Below are 20,179 nucleotides of genomic sequence, written 5' to 3'. Positions count from 1 at the left end.
CGATGACGACCGCGCAGGAACCGGCCCCGCAGGAAACAGAACGCCACCAGTTCGAGACCTCGCTGCAGGTCAGCCCGCCGGGGACGAACGACCGTCCGCTGCGGGCCTCGGCCTCCGGCGACGAGGAGATCCTCGACGAGATCGCCCAGAGAGTGCTGTGGCTGGCGACATCGATCATCGACCGCGCCAACCGGGGGCGGACGAACCCCGACGGGGTCAAGGTCGGCGGGCACCAGTCCTCCTCGGCGTCGATGACCGGGATCATGACGGCGCTGTGGTTCACCCAGCTGCGCTCGATCGACCGGGTCTCGGTCAAACCTCACGCCTCACCGGTCCTGCACGCGATCAGCTATCTCATCGGCGACCTCGGCGAGGAACATCTGGACACCCTGCGCAGCCGCGGAGGACTCCAGCCCTATCCCTCACGGACGAAGGACCCGGACACGGTGGACTTCTCCACCGGGTCCGTGGGCATCGGCGCGACCGCCCCGATCTGGTCGGCGCTGTCGCACCGCTACGTCTCCGACCACTTTCCCGAGACCCCGGAAGCCGGCCGCTTCTACTCCCTGCTCGGCGACGCGGAGATGGACGAAGGGGCGGTGTGGGAGGCGATCATCGACCCGGAGGTGCGCGGCCTCGGCGAACTCGTGTGGATCGTCGACCTCAACCGTCAGTCCCTGGACCGGGTCATCCCCGACGTCCAGATCCGCCGGCTGCAGGGCATGTTCGACGCCGCGGGCTGGCAGGTGCTCACCTGCCCGTGGGGACGCCGATTAGAAGCCGTGTTCGCGGCCCCCGGCGGGCAGGCGCTCAAAGACCGGCTCGTGACGATGTCCAATCCCGAATACCAGCGGCTGCTGCGGGCCCATCCGTCCGAGGTCCGCGACCGACTGCTCTCGGGTCTCACCGACACCGAGGCGGCCGGACTCTCCACGGTCATCGACGGATTCGACGGCGACGGTCTCGCCTCACTCATCCGTGACCTCGGCGGTCATGACCTCGGTCAGCTCATCTCCACCTTCGACGCCATCGACGACGACCGTCCGACCGTCGTCTTCGCCTATACGATCAAGGGCAAGGGGCTGGCCACGGAGGGCCACCCCGGCAACCACGCCGCCCAGCTGACCGAGGCGCAGATGCGCGATCTCGCGACCGCCTCGGGGATGGGCCTCGACGATCCGTGGGTCGCCTTCGACCCGGACACTCCCGCCGGTCGCCTCTGCGCGACGACGGCGCAGCGTCTGGCCCGGAACCCGATCGAGACGCACGCCGTCGCCGAGGTGCCCGCCGAGCTCGGCTTCGCCCCCAGGCCCCAGGTCTCCACCCAGGCGGCACTGGGTCGGTTCCTCTCCGACCTCAAGCACGTCGCCCCCGAGGTGGCCCGGAGGGTCGTCACCCTGTCGCCGGACGTCGCGACCTCGACGAACCTCGGCGGATGGATCAACAAGACCGGGATCTGGTCCCCGGCGGGCCGCCACGACTGGTTCGCCGACGACCGGGAACGGGTGCTGCGCTGGCAGGAGGGAACGGGCGGTCAGCACATCGAACTCGGCATCGCCGAGGTCAAGCTCGTCTCACTGGCCGGGGAGCTCGGGGCGACTGGGCAGCGCTGGGGCCAGCCGCTGCTGCCGATCGCGACGATCTACGATCCCTTCATCAACCGGGCCCTGGAGCCGTGGACCTTCGGCCTCTACGCAGGCGGGCGCTCGATCATGGTCGGCACGCCCTCGGGCGTCTCGCTCGCCCCGGAAGGCGGGGCGCACCAGTCGTTCAACACGCCCTCGGTGACCTTGGAGATCCCGGGCCTGACCAGCTGGGAACCGGCCTTCGCCCCGGACCTCGAGTGGACCCTGCTCGAGGCCATGCGCGAACTCGCCGACCCGGACGGCGACTCCGCGTACTTCCGCCTGTCGACGAGGCCCGTGGCCCAGGAGTTGGCGGCAGTTCCCGAGGATCCGCTGCTGCGGGCCCGCCGCCGGGAGCAGGTCATCGCCGGCGGGTACCGGCTGACCGCCCGGCCGGCCGCAGAGGACGAGGTCACGCTCGTCGGGGCCGGGGCCATCATGACCGAGGTGGTTGCGGCCGCGCATCGCCTCGAATCGATGGGTGTCCGCGCCGGTGTCGTCTGCCTCACCTCACCGTCGAAGGTGTTCCGGTCGGTCCAGGAGCGTTCGCAGGTCCGTGCCAGTCACCGCTCGGCCATCGCCGATGAGCTGTTCCCCGTCGCGCACCCGGCACCCCTCGTCACCGTCCTCGACGGACACCCCCACACTCTGGCGTTCCTGGCCGGGGTGCGAGGGGACCGCACACGCAACCTCGGGGTCACGGAATTCGGTCAGGCCTCCTCGGTGAGCGAGGCCTACGAGATCCACGGCATCGACACGGCCTCGATCGCCGCGGCGGCGCTCGACCTTGTGGGGCGGTGATTCCGCCCGCAGCGGCGCTTGACCTCGTGGGCGGTGATTTCGCGAACGAAATCGGTGAATCCACGAACGATATGGGATCGCAACCTTGCGGAATCTTTACAGCTGATTCATGGGGTACAGTCAGAAAACGTACTGCTTATGACTTGAGTCACGTCGTCGATCGACGTTGGAAAGTGATGTGACCCTGATGGACGCTCTCACCGAACTCTTGGCCTCGATCAGCGGCTTCGTCTGGGGCCCGTTCCTGCTCATCCCGCTCCTGCTCGGCACGGGGCTGTACCTGACCATCCGCCTCGGCGGGCTGCAGTTCACGAAGCTGCTGCCGGCGCTGTCCCTGGGCATCCTCAAGCGCAAGGACGCCGGATCCGAGGGAGACATCTCCCAGTTCCAGGCCCTGACGACGGCTCTGGCGGCCACCGTCGGCACAGGCAACATCGTCGGCGTCGCCACGGCCATCGGCATCGGCGGACCCGGTGCCCTGTTCTGGATGTGGATGACCGGCCTGCTGGGCATGGTCACGAAGTATGCGGAGGGATTCCTCGCCGTGCGCTTCCGCCGCACCGACGAAGCCGGTGAGAAGTCCGGCGGCCCGCAGTTCTACCTCGAACACGGAATCAAGGGCCCGCTGGGCAAGGTGCTCGGCCTCATGTTCGCGATCTTCGCCGTGCTCGCCTGCTTCGGCATCGGCAACATGACTCAGGGCAACTCGATCGCCGCGAACGTCGAATCCAGCTGGTCGGTGCCCGCTTGGATCACCGGTGCCGTGCTCACCGTCCTCACCCTCGTCGTCCTCGTCGGCGGAATCAAGTCCATCGGCCGCGTCACGGCCGGCCTCGTGCCGATCATGATCGTCTTCTACGTCCTCGGCGCCGTCTTCATCCTCATCGCGAACATCGGAGAGCTGCCCGCGGCCTTCGCGCAGATCTTCACCGATGCCTTCACCGGCACCTCCGCGGCCGGCGGCTTCGCGGGATCGGCGATCATCATCGTCGTGCAGATGGGTGTCGCCCGCGGTCTGTTCTCGAACGAGTCGGGACTCGGCTCGGCCCCGATCGCCGCGGCCGCCGCCCAGACCTCGCACCCGGTTCGCCAGGGCCTCGTGTCGATGACGCAGACCTTCATCGACACGATCATCGTCGTCAGCTTCACCGGACTGACCATCATCGCCACCGGCACCTGGGACGAGGTCGACCCGGAGACCGGCGAGCAGATCAGCGCGGCGCTCATGACCGGCGAGGCGTTCTCGCACGGACTGCCCGGACAGTGGGGCCATTGGGTGGTCACCATCGGCATCGTCCTCTTCGCGTTCTCCACGCTGCTCGGCTGGTCCTACTACGGCGACCGCAACGTCGAACGTCTCGTCGGCCGGCGGGGAGTGCTGCCGTTCCGGATCTTCTTCTCCCTCGTCGTCTTCATCGGCTGCACGACCGAACTCGAACCGGTCTGGAACTTCTCGGACGTGATGAACGGGCTCATGGCGCTGCCGAACCTGCTCGGCATCCTCATCCTCTCCGGACTCATCGCCCGAGAGACGAAGTTCTACCTCAAGCACGACCCGCAGCTGCGGGCGGACAGGGATACGATCGAATCGTTCATGATCGATCAGCCCGGTTGGGCGGACTGGAAGGCCGGCGACGTCATCGGCTCCTCCCGTCGCTTCGACTGATCAAGACTCTTCGACTCATCGAGACGCCTCGACTGATCCCTTCGCCGAGGCGGCCGACCGTGTTCCGGTCGCCTGTGTCCTCGTCGGTTCGGCCGTTCCTTCGTGGGGCGGCCGTTCCGCTTCTCGGCTGGGTTTCCGGGGTCGAGTCGAGCGTACGGATTCCGTCGAATCCGATTCGGAATCCGCACCGCCTCGGCGATGGCGGACCCTGGCGTTCGGAACTGATGAATCCCCCAGGTTTCGGCACTTGTTGCGCGGGTCACGTATTGATAGCGTGGGTGGCAGGCATACGCATTCCGTCGATTCGGACGGCGAACAGGTATGCAATTGCTTGAGCGGCGCCGACAGGCGCATAAGTCAAAGGAGTCTGGAATGAGCAACGTAGGCAGTGCTGCGGGCGGCTACCGTGTCGAGAACCCGGCCACCGGTGAAGTCGTCGAGAAGTTCGACAATGCCACCGACGAAGAGGTCCAGCAGGTCCTCGAATCCGCGCACAAGGGCTACCTGAGCTGGCGTGAGAAGACCATCGAGGAGCGCGCCGCGATCGTCAACAAGGTCGCCGCCCTCTTCGGTGAGCGCAAGGAAGAGCTCGCGAAGATCATCGCCGAGGAGATGGGCAAGCCCACCGCCGAAGGTGAGGAAGAAGCCGAGTTCTGCGAAGCGATCTTCAACTACTACGCCGACAACGGTCCGAAGTTCGCCGCCGATGAGCCGATCGAATCGATGTCGGGCGGCAAGGCCTTCATCCAGCGTCGCCCCGTCGGTCCGCTGCTGGGCATCATGCCCTGGAACTTCCCGTACTACCAGGTCGCCCGTTTCGCCGCGCCGAACCTCGTGCTCGGCAACACGATCATCCTCAAGCACGCGGAGATCTGCCCCCGCTCCTCGGCGAAGATCGCCGAGATCATGAAGGAAGCCGGCATTCCCGACGGCGTGTACAACAACGTCTACGCCACTCATGAGCAGATCGAGACGATCATCGCCGACGACCGCCTCGAAGGCGTGTCCCTGACCGGTTCCGAGCGCGCCGGCTCGGCCGTGGCCGCGACCGCGGGCAAGAACCTGAAGAAGGCCGTGCTCGAGCTCGGCGGCTCCGACCCCTACATCGTCCTCGACACCGATGACATGAACGAGGCCGTCGACACCGCCTGGGGCACCCGCCTGTACAACACCGGCCAGGTCTGCAACGCGAACAAGCGGATGATCGTCATGGACGACATCTACGACGACTTCGTGGCCGGGCTGACGGAGCGCGCACAGTCCTGGGAGAAGGGCACCCCCGCCGAGGCGGGCGACGGCAAGTACTCGCCCCTGTCCTCGCGCGGTGCCGCCGAGAACCTGCGCAAGCAGCTTGATCGCGCCGTCGAGCAGGGTGCGACGCTCGTCGGCGGCGAACTCGCGACCGACGGTTCGGCCTATGTCTCACCGGCCGTGCTCACCGGGATCACCTCGGAGATGGACGCCTACCGTGAAGAGCTCTTCGGTCCCGTCGCCACCGTCTACAAGGTGACCAGCGACGACGAGGCTCTCAAACTGGCCAATGACACGCGCTTCGGCCTCGGCGGCGCCGTGTTCGCCAAGGACGAGGAGCGTGCCGCGAAGCTCGCTCAGCGCCTCGACGTCGGCATGTCGAACGTGAACACCCCGGCCGGTGAGGGCGCGGAGATCCCGTTCGGCGGCACCAAGCGCTCGGGCTTCGGCCGCGAGCTCGGCCCCTACGGCATGGACGAGTTCGTCAACAAGCGCATGTACTACGTGGCTGACTGATCCGGCCGCTGACGTGCTGATCTGACGGGGATTCGCCCCCTGTCTTCGTCGATGAACGGGTTGAGCGTCGAGAAACGTGTGAACGCACGTCTGTCTCGGCACTCAGCCCGTTCTTCGCTGTCCGGGGAGGCTGCTCAGCTCTCGAAGTCCCAGGTCGCCTCGGCGGGGAGGTCCGGCATCGGCCAGTCCGGATCCGGTCGGAAGTCCGGATAGTCCGAGTCGAAGGGGAAGACCCAGGCGCGGATGTCGTCGATGGCGGAATCGGCGGCGGCCCGGATGCGTGCGACTTTGTCGTCGGAGAACATCCCGGCCCCGCGCGCGAATTCGAGTTCGTCTTCGTCCTTGAGCCGGTAGGTGCCGTCGGCGTCGACGACGATGTCGAGGACGTGGTCGGAGGTGAGGATTCCGCGGTCGAAGCGGGTGAAGGGCTCTTCGAGGTTGACGTAGAAGGAATCCCGACGGACAGGGACGGCGGGCGACCCGGAGGAGGCCGCCTCGGCATCTGTGGTCCGTGACGCGCGGTTCACGAAGAACCACACCGAATAGTCGGCTCCCGGCCGGAACACGGCGACGATGCCCGGCCCCTGCCACCGTTTGAGTCCCTGCGCCCGCGGGGCACCGAACCGGGCGGGACCGTCTGCGGTGCGGATGCCGGACCCGTCGGCGAGCACATGATGGAGCATCCTCGTCCCCGACTCCAACCACACTGCCAGGTGCTTCTCGTCATCGGCGATGACCGTGACGGGGCGCTGATCGTACAGGCCCGGATGTGCCGGATTCGTGTAGGTCCACAGGATCTGGTCGCCGCGGCGCCAACGTGGTTCGTCTGCTGCGCCTCGGTTCCCTGTTCCGCTCATACTCTCATTGTCCCGGACCGGTGTGGGTGTGTGGCGTCCCTGACCGCTGCAGCGGCAGAGGGGTCAGGTTCCGAGTGTCCCTGTCACCGCGACGACGGCGGCCGGGTCGGTCCCACGCTCGCGACCACCTCTGTCGGACTGATCCCGGAGTCGGTGAACCAGCGGTCGGCCGCCTTCTCGGCGATGCCTTCGGCCTGATCGACGAGGTGGCACCCGCTGTCGGTGAGGGCGAACTCACCGGACTCCGCACGGGAGAGCCAGCCGAGTTTGACGAGGGGGCCGCTGGAGCGGATGGTCTGCGACCGGGTCTCACCCATCGCCTCGGCCAGAGCCTCCCTGGTCAGTCCCTGCGACTGCGCACCGATGATGCGCAGCCGGCGGAGGTCTGTGAAGCTGAGCCCCACGCGCGAGAGCGCGGTGCCGATCGCGGTGTCCAGGGAACTCGTCGCCGAGGCCAGGACCAATGCGGCCTCGAGGCTCGGTTCGGACGCGGAGTCGACTGTCGTCTCCCCGCTCATGACCGTGTCCTCGGGCGCACCTTGATGTCTTCGACGCAGACGGCGGAGACGCTCGTGGTCCTGCCGCCCAGGCCGCGTGCGGCGAGGTCGGCGACGGAGAGCTCCTCGGCTCGGATGTTCGCCAGCGTTTCGGCGTCATCGCGGTCCGCCTCGTCGCTGGTGACGAGGAATCGGTGCTGATAGTTCACGAGTTCGGGCGTGTAGAGGAACGTCCCCTCGGGAGAGAAGCTCGCGGAGAGCATATCGTGATCGTCCTGTGCCGAACGGAGGCTGCGGCGCTGTTCCTCGTCGAGCCCGGCGAAGCGGCCGCGAACGGTGATGCGGAAATTCCAGGTCATTGTGGGGCCTCCTCGGCTCGGGTGGCGTGGTCGAACAGGGCGATGATCTCGTCTGCCTCGATGCGGGGATGAGCGGGAACCGCCGTGTCGAGGACGGAGCGCAGCGACAGGGCCATCGTGATCGGGTCGAAGTCGCGCATCTCGCCGCGGCGCTGTCCGTCCTCGAAGAGGGTAACGAGATCGGCGACGGAATCGGCGGAGCGCTGACCATAGGGCTGACCGTGGGAGGCCGCCGCGGCGGCTCTGCTGAGGTAGCCCACGGCGGCGATGATGGCCGCGGCCCGAGTCGGTTCGCGACGACAGTAATCGATGTGGGTGGAGACATAGGCCGCGAGCCGGTCATTGGCCGACCCCGGCGAATTGAGCGCCCGGACGAGTTCGGGACCGAGATCCTCGACGACGAACTGCACGACCGCGGCGGCGAGCTCGTCCTTGTCGGAGAAGTTCCCATGGACCGCGCCGCGGCTGAATCCGGCGTTCTCCGCGACCGCGATGAGAGAGGTGGAGCGCACCCCGTGGTCGGCGAAGAGCGTCGCCGCCGATTCGATGAGGCGCCGCCGAGTGAGTTCCTGGCTCTCTCGGCGCGTCAGTCGAGGTGTGGGTGAGTCGATCATGCGATCAGAATACATGACAGTATCCGAATACTTCAAAGTATCTCAATGGGGTGTAGTGAGGCGGTCTCGGCCACGTTGTACTGTGGGAACGGCCGGTGCGGTGCGTCGATGTGCCGACTCGGCACCGGCAGGGTGACCACGGTGCTGCGCCGCCGGCTCCGAAGGAATGCTGGGAACCTGGGAGGTCCGATTTGCCGATCACTGCGACGATCCTCGATGTGGCACTCGAACGCCCCGATCAGCCCGCGATCGTGGGGGCCGAGGCTCGGCTCAGCTACGCGCAGCTCGTCGACGATTCGCGCACGATGTTCGCCTCCGCCTCCTCCCTCCACGCCGAACAGACCGATCCGCCGACACCTGCTCCCGAAACTCACGGCATCCCGATCACGGCAGTGAGCCTCACCTCGGCGTTCGAGACCTCCCGCATCATCGCGGGTCTCGCCGGCTTCCGCGCGGTCTCGGCCACGATCGACCCCCGCTGGCCGCTCGAGCACCAGGTCGGGGTCATCACGACCACCGGCATCGGCGTCGTCATCAGCGATTCGACCGACCTCGCCGAGGCGCTCGCCGCCGCCGGCTGGACCGGAACCGTCATCACCGCGGCCGACTTCCATGCCCGCGAAACCGCGATCGACCCGGCCGACACCGCACCGCCGAGCGTTCGCGAGTCGTCCGAACCGTTCCTCATGCTCTTCTCCTCGGGCACGACGAGCAACCCGAAGGCCTTCATCAAGACCCGCCGACAGTACCGCGACAACGTGGCCGTGTCATCGGCCCACCTCGAGCCCTTGCCCGGCGTGGCCACGCTGGCCCCCGGCCCCGTGTCGTACAGCCTCACCCTCTACGCCGTCATCGAAAGCCTCGCCACCGGCGGCAGCGTCCACGTCGCCGACGACTTCGACCCCTTCACCATGGGCCCACGCATCGCGACCGAAGCCATCACCCGCGTCGTCGCCGTGCCCGCCGTGGTCAAGGCCCTCGCCGAGGCGGCCCGCCGAACACCCGATCACTTCCGCGGCCTCGCTCTCGTCGTCACCGGAGGAGCGAACCTGCCGGCTTCCATCCGCTCGGCACTCGCCGACGTCCTGCCCGACACCCGACTCATCAGCTACTACGGCGCCGCCGAGATCGGCTTCATCGGCGACAGCCGCGACGGCGACGGCACCTGGATCTCGATCTACGACACCATCGGCGTCGAGATCCGCGACGAATCCGGTGCCCGCCTGACCGACGGAGTCATCGGCACGGTCTGGATCAGGGCCGCCGCCTGCTCCGACGGCTATGTCACCGGCACCACGGACGCGCAGCTGCGTCGTCCCGACGGCTGGGCCACGGTCGGTGATCAGGGACGGATCGACAACGGACTTCTCCAGCTCGCCGGACGGGCCGGCGATATCACGATCACCGGAGGGCACAAGGTGTCCCTGCCCGAGGTCGAACGGGCCTTCGAGGAATTCGACCGCGGGGATCCGCACTCGGGGCGGGACCGCCTCGGCGAGGTCTGCGCGATCGCGCTGCCTGATGAGCGCCTCGGCAGCATCGTCGCACTCGTCATCGAACCGGGCTCGGCAGAACCCGGCTCCGAGGACGGACCGCTGAACTCGGGTGCGCCGGACAAGGCCGCGCTGCTCGCCCATGCCCGGGCTGAACTGGCCCCGCAGTTCGTGCCGAGACGGTTCTATCTGCTCGATCGGCTGCCGCGGACCGTCGGCGGGAAGATTCGGCGCAGCGAAACCGTTGACGTGGTCATGAGCGGAAAGGCGCAGAGACTGTGAATGCTTCCAGGGGCAGTCAGCACCGCACGGACAGCGTGCGCGACGTCGTCATCACCGGACTCGGCGCCATCACGCCCAACGGGCAGACCCCGGAAGGCCTGTGGACCTCTGTGCGCCACGGCACCAGCGCGATCGACGTCCTCGCAGGTGAGCAGTTCGACAACCTCGCGGTGCGGATCGGCGGACAGATCACGGGCTTCGATGCCGAGGCGCTCCTGCCCCGGGCGCTCGCTCGTCGTCTCAGCCCCGTCCAGCACTGGGCCATCGCCGCCGCCGAACAAGCGCTGCGCTCGAGCGGAGTCGAGTCTGCGGCCGAGGATCTGCCCTGGGATCGCGACCGCACGGCCGTCATCGCGGCCACCGGCTCGGGACCGGTCGACGCCATGCAGGAGGCGACGCGCAGCCTCGACGCCGGCGGACCCCGATCCGTGCCGCTGACCCTGTCCATCCACGGGGCACCGGACTCCGCGGCCGCCCTCATCAGCCAGCGTTTCGATCTCCGCGGACCCGGCCAGGGGGTCTCGGCGACCTGCGCCTCCGGGGCGATCGGCCTCGGCGAGGCGATGCGCCGCATCCGCCACGGCTACGCCGATGCCGTGCTCGTCGTCGGCATGGAAGACTGCCTCGGCCCGGTCAATCTCGCCTCGAATGCGAACATGCGGGCCCTCGCCGCCGGATTCGAAGACGATCCGACCGCGGCCAGCCGCCCCTTCGACCGGAACCGCAACGGCTTCGTCATGAGCCAGGGGGCGGCCGCGGTCCTCCTCGAATCCGCCGACTCGGCGGCCTCACGTGGGGCGATGCCGCTGGCCGAACTGGCAGGATTCGGCGCCGCCAGCGACGCCCACCACCCGACGAACCCGCATCCGCAGGGACGGGGAGCAGCCTCGGCGGTGGCCCAGGCAGTGAACGACGCCGGACTGGAACCGGGCGAAATCGACCATATCAACGCCCACGCGACGGGCACACCGGCCGGTGACCGAGCCGAACTCGCCGCCTTCGACTCAGCGCTGGGCGAGGTCGGGCGGACGATCCCGATCTCGGCGACGAAATCGACGACGGGGCACCTGCTCGGCGCATCTGGAGTCGTCGAGGCGATCATCGCCACCATGACGATGCGGGATCAGACGCTGCCCCCGACGCTCAACCTCGGCGACAATGAATTCCCAGAATGGGACATCGTTGCAGTTCACGCCCGTGAAATGGGTGGGGGATCGGACCGCGCCGAGGCAGCTGTGGACACCGTGCTGTCGACGTCGTTCGGCTTCGGCGGACACAACGGCGCGATCATTCTGCGTCGGACCGCGGAGCCCGCGACACCCGCCACCGATGCGACCGGCCCGTCGACGACCGACGCGTCGACGACCGACCCCGCGACGACCGACCCCGCGACGAAGGAGAGACGATGACCGACCGTGAGGCGCGCGTGAGCGAACTCGCCGCGCACTATCTGCCCGATGACGTGTGTGATCGCTTCCGCGAACGAGCCGATGTCTACGACCGGGAGAACCGCTTCTTCGACGAGGATCTCGCCGACCTCAAGGACCTCGGCTACCTCACTCTCTTCGTCCCGGCCTCCCACGGCGGACCGGGGCTGAGCCTGTTCGAGGTATCTCGACTGCAGCAGCGGTTGGCCTCGGCGGCACCCGGCACCGCTCTGGCGATCAATATGCACCTCATGACGACCGGAGTGGTCAAGGCGCTGGCCGACCGCGGCGACGACTCGCTGAATTGGGTGTTCGACGATGTCATGGCCGGTGAGATCTTCGCGTTCGGCATCTCGGAGCCCTCGAACGATTGGGTGCTGCAGGGATCGAACACCGAGGCGGTGCCGACTGCCGACGGCGGGTACGAACTGACCGGGGTGAAGATCTTCACCTCGCTCTCGCCCGTGTGGACGCGGCTCATCGTCCACGGTGCCGTGGCCTCCGATGACGACGGGATCGCCGGTCCCGATGCGGACGAGTCGGCTGAGGGTCAGCTCGTCTACGGGTTCATCGAACGGGACGCGCCGGGCATCACGGTCTCCGATGAGTGGGATGTGCTGGGTATGCGGGCCTCACAGTCGCGGGCGACGATCCTCGACCACGTGCCGATGAAACCGGAGCGGGTCTCGCGCGTCATCCCCGCCGGCAAGCACCCCGACATGCTCACCTTCGCGATCACGAGCAACTTCCAGCTGCTCATCGCCGCCGTCTACGCCGGAGTCGCGGCTCGCGCGCTCGAGCTGGGTGCGGCCGGACTGCACAGGCGGAAGTCGGCGAAGGCGGGAGTCTCCTTCGCCGAGGTGCCCGAGACCCGGACTCGCCTGGCCGATGCGCACCTCGACTTCATGCCCGTGACGGCGATGATCGACGCATACGCCCGGGACTTCGACGACCTGGTCGACCACGGTGCCGGCTGGCCGCTGCGCTTGGTGGGGGCGAGGATCAAGTCCGCCGAGGCGGCCCGCCGCACCACCGAGACCGCACTCATGTGCACCAGCGGCAGCGGGTTCGGCAACAAGCACGAACTCTCCCGACTCTTCCGGGATGCCACGGCCAGTCTCTTCCATCCGCCGAGCGCCGACGCAGCCCGTCCGATGTACGCGGCCGCCCTGCTCGACGGGTAGGGAGGAGCGGGCAGCTGCCGCTGGCCTCGCTCAGGTCACGCGAAACTCGAAAAAGGCGCCGCCGGCGACGACTCTTTCGACGTTCGCGTGACCCGAGGGCGTTCGTGCCTGCAGAGCTGCAGCCTCGGCTGGATGATCGTGCGGGCGCGTTCGGTTCGAACATGGGACGATGGCGGTTAGATCACCAGCTGCAGAGATGGAGCATGTCATGGACGAGAGAACACCGACGATCTTTCGGGCGGACGCGATCGTCGCTCAGGCGGGGGCTCCCGGCGGCACAGGGATGCGCCATGGAACTGTGCCCGGGGACGACCGCACTCTCATGCCGGAACCCGAGGCTCTTGCGGTCACCGGGGAGACCATCACGTCCACCGGCACCCTGGCAGAGCTGCGAGACAGGTTCCCCCGCGCCGAGGTGGTCGACTTCGGCGACTCCACCATCATCCCCGGCCTCAATGATGCTCACATCCACCTCGCTCTGACCGCAGGCGATGCCCTGCACCTCGACCTCTCCCACGAGGCGGTGGGGACGATCCCGGCGCTCCTCGACACGATCGCCGCCGAGGCGGGTGCCGCCTCGGCGGGGGAGTGGATCAAGGGCAGTCGCTACGACGACGAGAAGACCGGGGCCGTCCTCAGGAACGATCTCGACCGCATCGCTCCCGAGGTTCCGGTGCTCGTCAACCACGTCGCGGGGCACTGGGGTGTGGTCAACTCGGCGGGCTTGCGATGGTTGGGCATCGACGAGTCCACTCCGGACCCGGACGGCGGCCGCTATGAGCGTTACGCGGACGGGCAACTCAACGGGAAACTGGTCGAGAGGGCGCTGATGAACGTGCTCATGCCGGCCACGGCCCGTGGGAACCGGTTCATCCCCGGCGACACGGTCGATGACCTGCAGCGCGGAGCTGCGAAGACGATCGCGAAGTGGAACGCTGCGGGCCTGACCTCGATCTGTGATGCGCTCATCAGCCCGCAGGACATCGGCATCCTCTCGGCCGTGCGCGAGGCCGGCGACCTGGGGCTGCGGGTAGGCATGCTGCTGTCCATCGACCACTACGACAAGGCGGTCGAACTGGGCGTAGGCAGCGGCTTCGGTGACGACCGGCTCAAGCTCATCGGCGTCAAAGCGTTCCTCGACGGGGCGATCGGCGGACGCACCTGTCTGCTCTCCGAACCCTTCACCGACCCGAACTATCAGGGAGTGCAGACCACGTCGACCCAGGAGCTGCTGGCCGATATCGAACGTGTCCACGCCGATGGGAATCGCGTCGGCGTTCATGCTAATGGTGACGCGGCGATCCGCCTCGTCCTCGACGCCTACGAAGACGTCTCCCGCCGCATCTCCCGGCCAGGACTGCGTCATCGGATCGAACACTGCAGCCTCGTCGACGAGGACATCATCGATCGGATGCACCGCCTCGGCACCATCGCGGTCCCCTTCGCCGGGTACGCCGGCTATCACGGAGGGGCGCTGAACTCTTGGTACGGCGAGGAGCGGATGGGGCGCATGTTCGCCCACCGGTCATTCCTCGACGCCGGGATCACGGTCGCCGGTTCCTCGGACTATCCGTGCGGACCGTACCAGCCGCTGTTCGGACTGCAGTCGCTCGTCACCCGCACCGGTGTTGATGACGGAGTCACCGTCGGGGCCGCGCAGAGGGTCAGCGCCGCAGAGGCACTGTCGATCTTCACCCTCGGATCCGCCGAAGCGTCGGGGGAGGAGTCCCTCAAGGGGAGACTGACGTCAGGTCACATCGCCGATTTCACCGTCCTCGGCGCCAATCCGCTGACGATCGACCCGCAGGGAATCGCCGACATCGACGTGCGCGCGACTTATGTCGGCGGTGACGCGGTATTCGGCGCCTAGGCGAGCGGCGAGATCTGCTGTTCGGCCACCATCCGTCGCAATAGATCCAGACGAAGAGAACGCGCCGTGGTGAAATGGGCTCGAGCGATGTCGCGGGCTCGTGCGGAGTCGCGTTTCTCGATGGCCTCTATCAGGGCTTCGTGCTCGTCGAGTGATTCTGCCCAACGATTGCCGACGGACAGGGTGGACTGTGGGGCATGCACGAGGTGGGTCGTCAGCCGGGTGAGCAGATCTTCCAACACGGGATTGTGAGCAGCGGACCACACTGCGGCGTGGAATTCGAGATTGCTGCGGATCAGGGTCCGATCGGTGGGGTTTTCCAGTCCCCGATCCCTCTCCAGCAGAGCCTGAAGCTGGAACACGTCTCGGATCGACCGTTCCATTGCAGATTGCCCGGCCACTTCCTCTTCCAGCAGGATACGTGCATCGTAGACTTGAACGATCTTCTCGGTGTCGATGGCTGCGACTTCTAAGCCGCGCGCCTTGCGAGAGACGAGGCTGGCTTCTTCGAGGCGGCTCAGCACTTCTCGAATCGGGGTGCGGGACACGCCGAACCGTTCGGCCAGCGCGACCTCTTTCAGCGCAGTCCCGGGTTTGATGGTTCCATCAAGAATGTCCATTCTGACTGTCTCGAAGATCGATTCGCGATCCGTTTGCTGAGCGGCAGCGGAGTTCGTCATTCGATTTCAGTTCCCTTCCGGGCCTGTGTTGTATCAGAGTCAGGTTCCATGTATACAGTACGCCATGGTCCCCGTCGCAACCTCGCTGCGGCGCGAACGGAGACCATGACATGCTGGGCGCTCAAGACCGGAGCAGGCAACTCACCACCAGAGCAGGTGCGATGAACGTGCCGAGCCGGGTGAAGGTCTTGAGGCGGGCGAGGTGACCAGCTCAGGCGATGGTGCCGACACGTCGGCCGAACACGCATCCAGCGGCCAGTCCCGACCCTCCGGGGTAGTTGAGGCTGAAAAGACCGCCCAACATCTCTCCGGCGACCAGTAGCCCGGGAATCGGCTGATGCGATTCGTCGAGCACACGTCCTTCGACATCGGACTTCAACCCACCGAAGGTGAAGGTGATTCCACAGGTGACTGGGTAGGCGTAGAACGGACCTGATTCGATCGGCAGCGCCCAGTTGCTCTTGACCGGAGTCACATCGGAACGTCTGCCGTCCTTGATGGTCGGGTCGAAGTCGACGTCGCGAAGCACTCCTGAGTTGTACTCTCCGATGGTTGCGGCGAACGCGTCTGAATCGATGTTCAGCTTCTCTGCCAGCTCAGGCAGCGTATCGGCAACCTCTTCTGAGATCTGTGGCATGTCGTATTCTTCGGTGCGAAGCATCGGCCGAATATTGCGATCGAAGATCTGGTAGGCGATGGAGTCCGGCTGTTCCAGGATCACCTTGCCGTATTTCGCGTAGGTGTAATTGCGGAAGTCGGCACCTTCGTCGAGGAAGCGCCGGCCCTGATTGTTGACGAGAACGCCGAGGTGGTAGGACTGGCGGGTCAATCGATTCGTCAGTTCCCGGTTTGATTCATTCTGCGGGGTGAACGCGTCCCATTGCACGCTGTGGCATGTTTCCCAGTCGCCTCCTCTCGAAGCTCCCACATCCAGTGCGGCATTCAGCATGTCCCCCTGGTTGTGCGGAGTGCCGCGGACCTTGGCATTTGCCCAGCGCTCGCCCAGGTGGTCGGCTCTCATCTCAGGGTTGGCTTCGAATCCGCCGGCAGTGAGGACGAGGGATTCAGCGCGAAGCGTCACCGTCCCGTCAGGCGTGTCGACGATGACGCCGCGGACTCGGCCATCCTCGACGAGCAGGCCGGTCGCGCGATGTTCGTACCGGATGTCGGTGCCCATCTTCTTGGCGACAGCGGTGTGATCGGCGATGAGGCCCTGACCGCCATCGACGTTTCCCACGTGCAGTCCACCCCAGAACAGGTACGAACCGTCTGGGCGTTCGTAGGCCTGGCGTTCGTACATCAGTCGGTACTTCAGGCCCAAGGACTTCAGCCATGAGAGTGCCGAATGGGATTCTTCGGCGAGGATATCGGCGAGTTCGAGATCGGTGCGCCCTTCGGTGACCCGGAGGAGGTCGGCGATGTACTCGTCCTTCGAGTAGGGCGGCACTTCGCTGACAGAGTGACGCTCATCGGCCTCCACGAGGTCGGACAGGTCCTTAAGCCCGTCGTGAACGATCCGAGTCGCACCTGCGGTGTAGAAGCTGTTGCCGCCGGCGGTTTCCTCGCTTCCCGCCTCGAGGAGGATGACGGTCCGACCCCTTTCACGTGCGGCGTGAGCTGCTGAGAAGCCGGCATTGCCTGCACCGACAACGATCACCTCAGCATCGAGTTCTCGATTATCCATGTTCATAACGAACCTCCTAGGTGTATTCGAATGACCCAATGTAGATACAATGATCTAGTAGAAAATACTTGCAGTAGCCTAGTGTACTTAAATACTGTGTGCTGTATGCAATAACTTCGACGGCGCGGACAGCATCGTACGGAGGACCAGTGATGGAACGAGGAGGTTCTGCACGCATGATCAGAACACGATGGGTACAAGCGGGGTTCGCGGCAGTCGCCGTCGTGGCCACCACAGCGGCAGGCGTCAACGCGGCGGCCACTGCGGGAGAGGCGTCGGTGAGAAACAAGCTGACTGCGATCGTTCCAGCTGCAACCGGAGGAGGATGGGACGGATTCACCCGCGAGTCACAGCAGGTGCTTCGCTCCGAAGACATCGTCAACAACGTTCAGGTTGTCAACATCCCCGGTGCCGGCGGGACGATCGGACTGAGTCAGTTCGTTCAGCAGGAAGGCAGCGATGACACACTGATGACCAGCGGCGGGGTGATGGTCGGGGCGATCGCGCTCAATGACAGCGAGTACGACCTCGGTGACGTCACGCCGATCGCCCGGATGGCCGATGACTACTCCGCTCTGGTCGTTCCCGCTGATTCGGACATCCGTACACTTGATGACTTCGCTGAGCAGTGGAAGAAGGATCCGCACGGACTCTCGATCTCGGGCGGCTCTCTCGGCTCTATCGACCATTTGCTCTCAGGCTTGCTGGCGAAAGAGGTCGGCATCGACCCGGCGCAGGTCAACTACATCGCGTACTCCGGCGGTGGCGAAGCCCTCAATTCCCTGCTGTCGCACTCGACCACTGTCGGAGTATCGGGTTACAACGAGGTTGCCGACCAGATCGAGGCGGGAACTCTGCGTGCAATTGCCATCTCCTCTGAGGAGAGGATCCCGGGAGTCGATGTTCCGACCTTCAAGGAGCTGGGCGCTGATGTGTCGATGGCGAACTGGCGTGGGTTCGTCGCGCCTCCCGGAATCTCTTCAGAGACAGAGGCCGAATACCTCGACATCGTCGAAGAGCTGCATTCGAGCCCGGAATGGGAGAAGACGTTGAAGCGAAACAACTGGACCGACTCGTACATGGTCGGAGACGAGCTCGATCGCTTCATCGCGGACGAGACCGAAACTGCCGAACGCACCGTCGACGAACTGGGAATGTGATGAACGCGAAGACCGAGACCAGAAACAGACCGCCGAAAGCCTCACCCACCGCAGACAGATTCTTCTGGCAGCGCAGCGAATTCGTCATCGTCGGCATTTTGCTGGCCGTCGGCACCACCCTGATCGTGGGGTCGCTGACCATGGACATACTCGGGAATTCGGTTCCCGGGCCGGAATTCGTTCCCAGGATCTTGGGCATTCTGCTTATCGCCAATGCGCTGGTTCTTGCCATCGACGTGTATCGGAGGCCCGAGCCCGAACAGGCCTCAGGTGTACCGGACCGGGCGAACTTCTCCACCGACATGCTCCACGACCTCGGGCAGATGGAGGATGCAGAGGATTCAGTGCGCCGGGTCGGCGACAGAGGCAACCCCGATGAGAAGCGGATGCACAGCGACTGGAAGACCATCGGCATCGTCCTAGTTGCGTGCATCGGATTCGTTGCCCTGTTGGAACCAGTGGGGTGGATTCTATCCGCAGCAGCACTGTTCTGGGTGATTGCACGCGCATTGGGATCTGTGCATCCGATCATGGACATCTGGGTAGCGGTATTCCTGTCATCGATAATCCAACTGATATTCGGCGGACTCCTGGGACTGCCGCTGCCTGCCGGAATCATCGGAGGACTGTGATGGAACAGATCCAACTTCTTCTCGGAGGATTCGGCGCGGCCCTGACGCCTGCCAACCTCCTCTTCGTCTTCATCGGAGCAGTCTTGGGTACGGCAGTGGGGGTGCTTCCGGGGCTCGGGTCTTCGATGGCGGTCGCTCTTCTCCTGCCGATCACCTTCTCGTTGGATCCAACGGGTGCCTTCATCATGTTCGCCGGTGTCTATTTCGGCGGCCTCTTCGGTGACTCGACCGCAGGAATCCTGCTCAATACACCAGGCCAATCGTCGGCAATCGCCTCGACTTTCGAAGGCCACCGGATGGCCAAGAACGGCAGAGCGGCCGCGGCGCTCGCCACCGCCGCCATCGGCGCATTCATCGGGGGTCTGATTTCCACGACGATCGTCGTGTTCTTCTCGCCCTTCCTGGTCAAAATGGCGACGATGTTCGGACCTGCCGAGTACTTCGCACTGGCAGTCTTCGCCTTCATCGCAGTGAGCTCGGTGGTTTCGGAATCCGTGACTCGCGGACTGGCGTCGTTGGGCATCGGCGTATCGCTGGCGTTTGTAGGCATCGATGGACCGTCGGGAACATCGCGCTTCACTTTCGACGTTCCGCAGCTCTTCGACGGCATCGACATCGTCGTGATCACCATCGGGCTGCTCGCCCTCGGCGAGGTCTTCCATGTTGCCTCAAGGATCCATCGCGATCCCGAGTCACTCAAGGTGCCTTCGAAGGGAATCGCACGATTGAGCCGCAGGGACTTTCGTGCTGCGCTTCCCGCATGGCTGCGCGGCTCAGCCTTCGGTGCTCCCTTCGGACTCATTCCTGCAGGGGGCGCAGAGGTCCCTACCTTCCTTGCATACGGAACTGAGAAGCGACTTGCCGCGGTGCGGGGCGACAAGGAGTTCGGAACCGTCGGCTCGGTGAAAGGATTGGCCGCCCCCGAAGCCGCCGGAAATGCCACTGCTGGAACGGCGATGGGGACGATGCTGGCACTCGGTCTGCCGGTCTCAGCCACGGCAGCCATCATGCTGGCAGCCTTCCAGCAGTACGGTCTGCAGCCCGGCCCGCTGCTGTTCGAACGCTCCGGCGATCTCGTCTGGACTCTGCTGGCCTCACTTTTCATCGGCCTCGTGGTTCTGCTTGTGATCAACCTGCTGGCTGCGCCAGCCTGGGCGCGGCTGCTCCGCGTTCCGCAGCACTATCTCTATGCCGGGATCACGATCATCGCGATGTTCGGTGCCTACGCAATTTCCGCATCACTGGTCGATCTGATCATTCTCATCGTCCTCGGATTTCTCGGCCTGCTCATGCGCCGCTATGCGATGCCGGTCGCACCACTACTCATCGGAGTGATTCTCGGTCCCCTTGCGGAGACAGAGCTGCGGCGTGCGCTGGCGGTCTCCGACGGCGATGCGTCCGTGCTGGTGAGCAGCCCTGTGACGGTAGGAATCTATGCCATCCTCGTGATCGCGGTGTTGTTCACATCGGTGCAGCACTTCAGGCATTCGCGGTCAGCGAAGAGGCAGACGGAACCTGCCTGAGGATCGTCCTTGCCGAGGCGGACGAGCTATTTCGCCACACCTCGGCGTCGGGCGCGCT

16 protein-coding genes are annotated in these 20,179 nt (G+C 65.6%); 10 read left to right on the top strand and 6 right to left on the bottom strand.

What is annotated here, in order from left to right; translation table 11 throughout:
* The first annotated feature begins 2 nt into the window (after nt 1-2).
* The 3 genes from FHG09_RS02605 to FHG09_RS02595 all read left to right on the top strand — a co-directional run bounded on the left by FHG09_RS02605 (nt 3) and on the right by FHG09_RS02595 (nt 5,859).
* Nucleotides 3-2,426, top strand: a complete 2,424-nt coding sequence (locus FHG09_RS02605; RefSeq protein WP_152346121.1) for a transketolase-like TK C-terminal-containing protein — start codon at nt 3-5, stop codon at nt 2,424-2,426.
* Nucleotides 2,427-2,613: 187 nt separating this feature from the next.
* Nucleotides 2,614-4,092: an alanine/glycine:cation symporter family protein gene (locus FHG09_RS02600; RefSeq protein ID WP_152346120.1), complete on the top strand. Its 1,479-nt coding sequence runs from the start codon at nt 2,614-2,616 to the stop codon at nt 4,090-4,092.
* Nucleotides 4,093-4,464: 372 nt separating this feature from the next.
* Entirely contained in the window at nt 4,465-5,859 is a 1,395-nt protein-coding gene (locus FHG09_RS02595) for an NAD-dependent succinate-semialdehyde dehydrogenase (RefSeq protein WP_152346119.1), read from the top strand.
* A 134-nt stretch (nt 5,860-5,993) separates the two neighbouring features.
* Here FHG09_RS02595 and FHG09_RS02590 read toward each other — a convergent pair whose 3' ends face one another.
* From FHG09_RS02590 to FHG09_RS02575, 4 genes are all read right to left on the bottom strand, one after another.
* Nucleotides 5,994-6,716, bottom strand: a complete 723-nt coding sequence (locus FHG09_RS02590; RefSeq protein ID WP_152346118.1) for a DUF402 domain-containing protein — start codon at nt 6,714-6,716, stop codon at nt 5,994-5,996.
* 83 nt (nt 6,717-6,799) lie between these two features.
* Complete coding sequence (locus FHG09_RS02585) at nt 6,800-7,234, bottom strand: hypothetical protein (RefSeq protein ID WP_152346117.1); 435 nt, start codon at nt 7,232-7,234, stop codon at nt 6,800-6,802.
* On the bottom strand, nt 7,231-7,572 hold the full coding sequence (locus tag FHG09_RS02580) for a DUF6204 family protein (protein WP_152346116.1): 342 nt from the start codon (nt 7,570-7,572) through the stop codon (nt 7,231-7,233). The genes FHG09_RS02585 and FHG09_RS02580 overlap by 4 nt, the downstream gene beginning before the upstream one ends.
* Nucleotides 7,569-8,186 (bottom strand): TetR/AcrR family transcriptional regulator, encoded by a 618-nt coding sequence (locus FHG09_RS02575; RefSeq protein WP_193627256.1) that lies wholly within the window; start codon nt 8,184-8,186, stop codon nt 7,569-7,571. Before FHG09_RS02575 ends, FHG09_RS02580 begins: the two co-directional genes overlap by 4 nt.
* A gap of 191 nt (nt 8,187-8,377) precedes the next feature.
* Between FHG09_RS02575 and FHG09_RS02570 the strand changes: the two genes are divergently transcribed.
* The 4 genes from FHG09_RS02570 to FHG09_RS02555 all read left to right on the top strand — a co-directional run bounded on the left by FHG09_RS02570 (nt 8,378) and on the right by FHG09_RS02555 (nt 14,442).
* Nucleotides 8,378-9,961, top strand: a complete 1,584-nt coding sequence (locus FHG09_RS02570) for a class I adenylate-forming enzyme family protein (RefSeq protein WP_152346114.1) — start codon at nt 8,378-8,380, stop codon at nt 9,959-9,961.
* Entirely contained in the window at nt 9,958-11,370 is a 1,413-nt protein-coding gene (locus tag FHG09_RS02565; protein WP_152346113.1) for a beta-ketoacyl-[acyl-carrier-protein] synthase family protein, read from the top strand. Before FHG09_RS02570 ends, FHG09_RS02565 begins: the two co-directional genes overlap by 4 nt.
* Nucleotides 11,367-12,572, top strand: coding sequence for an acyl-CoA dehydrogenase family protein (locus FHG09_RS02560; RefSeq protein ID WP_152346112.1), 1,206 nt, complete (start codon nt 11,367-11,369; stop codon nt 12,570-12,572). The genes FHG09_RS02565 and FHG09_RS02560 overlap by 4 nt, the downstream gene beginning before the upstream one ends.
* A 208-nt stretch (nt 12,573-12,780) precedes the next feature.
* A complete protein-coding gene (locus FHG09_RS02555; protein ID WP_193627255.1) occupies nt 12,781-14,442 on the top strand; it encodes an amidohydrolase in 1,662 nt (553 codons plus the stop codon).
* Here the strand turns inward: FHG09_RS02555 and FHG09_RS02550 are convergent.
* Nucleotides 14,439-15,122 (bottom strand): GntR family transcriptional regulator, encoded by a 684-nt coding sequence (locus tag FHG09_RS02550; RefSeq protein ID WP_152346110.1) that lies wholly within the window; start codon nt 15,120-15,122, stop codon nt 14,439-14,441. The two genes, FHG09_RS02555 and FHG09_RS02550, sit on opposite strands and share 4 nt — an antisense overlap.
* A 211-nt stretch (nt 15,123-15,333) precedes the next feature.
* A complete protein-coding gene (gene tcuA / locus FHG09_RS02545) occupies nt 15,334-16,812 on the bottom strand; it encodes an FAD-dependent tricarballylate dehydrogenase TcuA (protein ID WP_227492498.1) in 1,479 nt (492 codons plus the stop codon).
* 170 nt (nt 16,813-16,982) lie between these two features.
* Between tcuA and FHG09_RS02540 the strand changes: the two genes are divergently transcribed.
* From FHG09_RS02540 to FHG09_RS02530, 3 genes are read left to right on the top strand one after another with little or no spacing between them, the layout of a single operon-like run.
* Nucleotides 16,983-17,966 carry a Bug family tripartite tricarboxylate transporter substrate binding protein gene (locus FHG09_RS02540; RefSeq protein WP_152346109.1) on the top strand — a complete coding sequence of 328 codons (984 nt, stop codon included), beginning with the start codon at nt 16,983-16,985 and terminating at the stop codon, nt 17,964-17,966.
* Nucleotides 17,966-18,598, top strand: coding sequence for a tripartite tricarboxylate transporter TctB family protein (locus FHG09_RS02535; RefSeq protein WP_193627254.1), 633 nt, complete (start codon nt 17,966-17,968; stop codon nt 18,596-18,598). The genes FHG09_RS02540 and FHG09_RS02535 overlap by 1 nt, the downstream gene beginning before the upstream one ends.
* A complete protein-coding gene (locus tag FHG09_RS02530) occupies nt 18,598-20,121 on the top strand; it encodes a tripartite tricarboxylate transporter permease (protein ID WP_152346107.1) in 1,524 nt (507 codons plus the stop codon). The genes FHG09_RS02535 and FHG09_RS02530 overlap by 1 nt, the downstream gene beginning before the upstream one ends.
* Nucleotides 20,122-20,179 lie beyond the last annotated feature (58 nt).

Origin of the sequence: Brevibacterium sp. CFH 10365 (assembly GCF_009299785.1) — a bacterium.
Taxonomy (GTDB): Bacteria; Actinomycetota; Actinomycetes; order Actinomycetales; family Brevibacteriaceae; genus Brevibacterium; species Brevibacterium limosum.
The sequence above is the reverse complement of the archived record's forward strand: the minus strand, read 5'-3'. Positions and strand labels throughout refer to the sequence as shown.

What these genes read in the sequence shown, in the direction of transcription:
- FHG09_RS02605 (WP_152346121.1), top strand. Translation starts at nt 3, where the DNA reads ATGACGACCGCGCAGGAACCGGCCCCGCAGGAAACAGAACGCCACCAG.
- FHG09_RS02600 (WP_152346120.1), top strand. Translation starts at nt 2,614, where the DNA reads ATGGACGCTCTCACCGAACTCTTGGCCTCGATCAGCGGCTTCGTCTGG.
- FHG09_RS02595 (WP_152346119.1), top strand. Translation starts at nt 4,465, where the DNA reads ATGAGCAACGTAGGCAGTGCTGCGGGCGGCTACCGTGTCGAGAACCCG.
- FHG09_RS02590 (WP_152346118.1), bottom strand. Translation starts at nt 6,716, where the DNA reads ATGAGCGGAACAGGGAACCGAGGCGCAGCAGACGAACCACGTTGGCGC.
- FHG09_RS02585 (WP_152346117.1), bottom strand. Translation starts at nt 7,234, where the DNA reads ATGAGCGGGGAGACGACAGTCGACTCCGCGTCCGAACCGAGCCTCGAG.
- FHG09_RS02580 (WP_152346116.1), bottom strand. Translation starts at nt 7,572, where the DNA reads ATGACCTGGAATTTCCGCATCACCGTTCGCGGCCGCTTCGCCGGGCTC.
- FHG09_RS02575 (WP_193627256.1), bottom strand. Translation starts at nt 8,186, where the DNA reads ATGATCGACTCACCCACACCTCGACTGACGCGCCGAGAGAGCCAGGAA.
- FHG09_RS02560 (WP_152346112.1), top strand. Translation starts at nt 11,367, where the DNA reads ATGACCGACCGTGAGGCGCGCGTGAGCGAACTCGCCGCGCACTATCTG.
- FHG09_RS02555 (WP_193627255.1), top strand. Translation starts at nt 12,781, where the DNA reads ATGGACGAGAGAACACCGACGATCTTTCGGGCGGACGCGATCGTCGCT.
- FHG09_RS02550 (WP_152346110.1), bottom strand. Translation starts at nt 15,122, where the DNA reads ATGACGAACTCCGCTGCCGCTCAGCAAACGGATCGCGAATCGATCTTC.
- tcuA (WP_227492498.1), bottom strand. Translation starts at nt 16,812, where the DNA reads ATGAACATGGATAATCGAGAACTCGATGCTGAGGTGATCGTTGTCGGT.
- FHG09_RS02540 (WP_152346109.1), top strand. Translation starts at nt 16,983, where the DNA reads ATGATCAGAACACGATGGGTACAAGCGGGGTTCGCGGCAGTCGCCGTC.
- FHG09_RS02535 (WP_193627254.1), top strand. Translation starts at nt 17,966, where the DNA reads ATGAACGCGAAGACCGAGACCAGAAACAGACCGCCGAAAGCCTCACCC.
- FHG09_RS02530 (WP_152346107.1), top strand. Translation starts at nt 18,598, where the DNA reads ATGGAACAGATCCAACTTCTTCTCGGAGGATTCGGCGCGGCCCTGACG.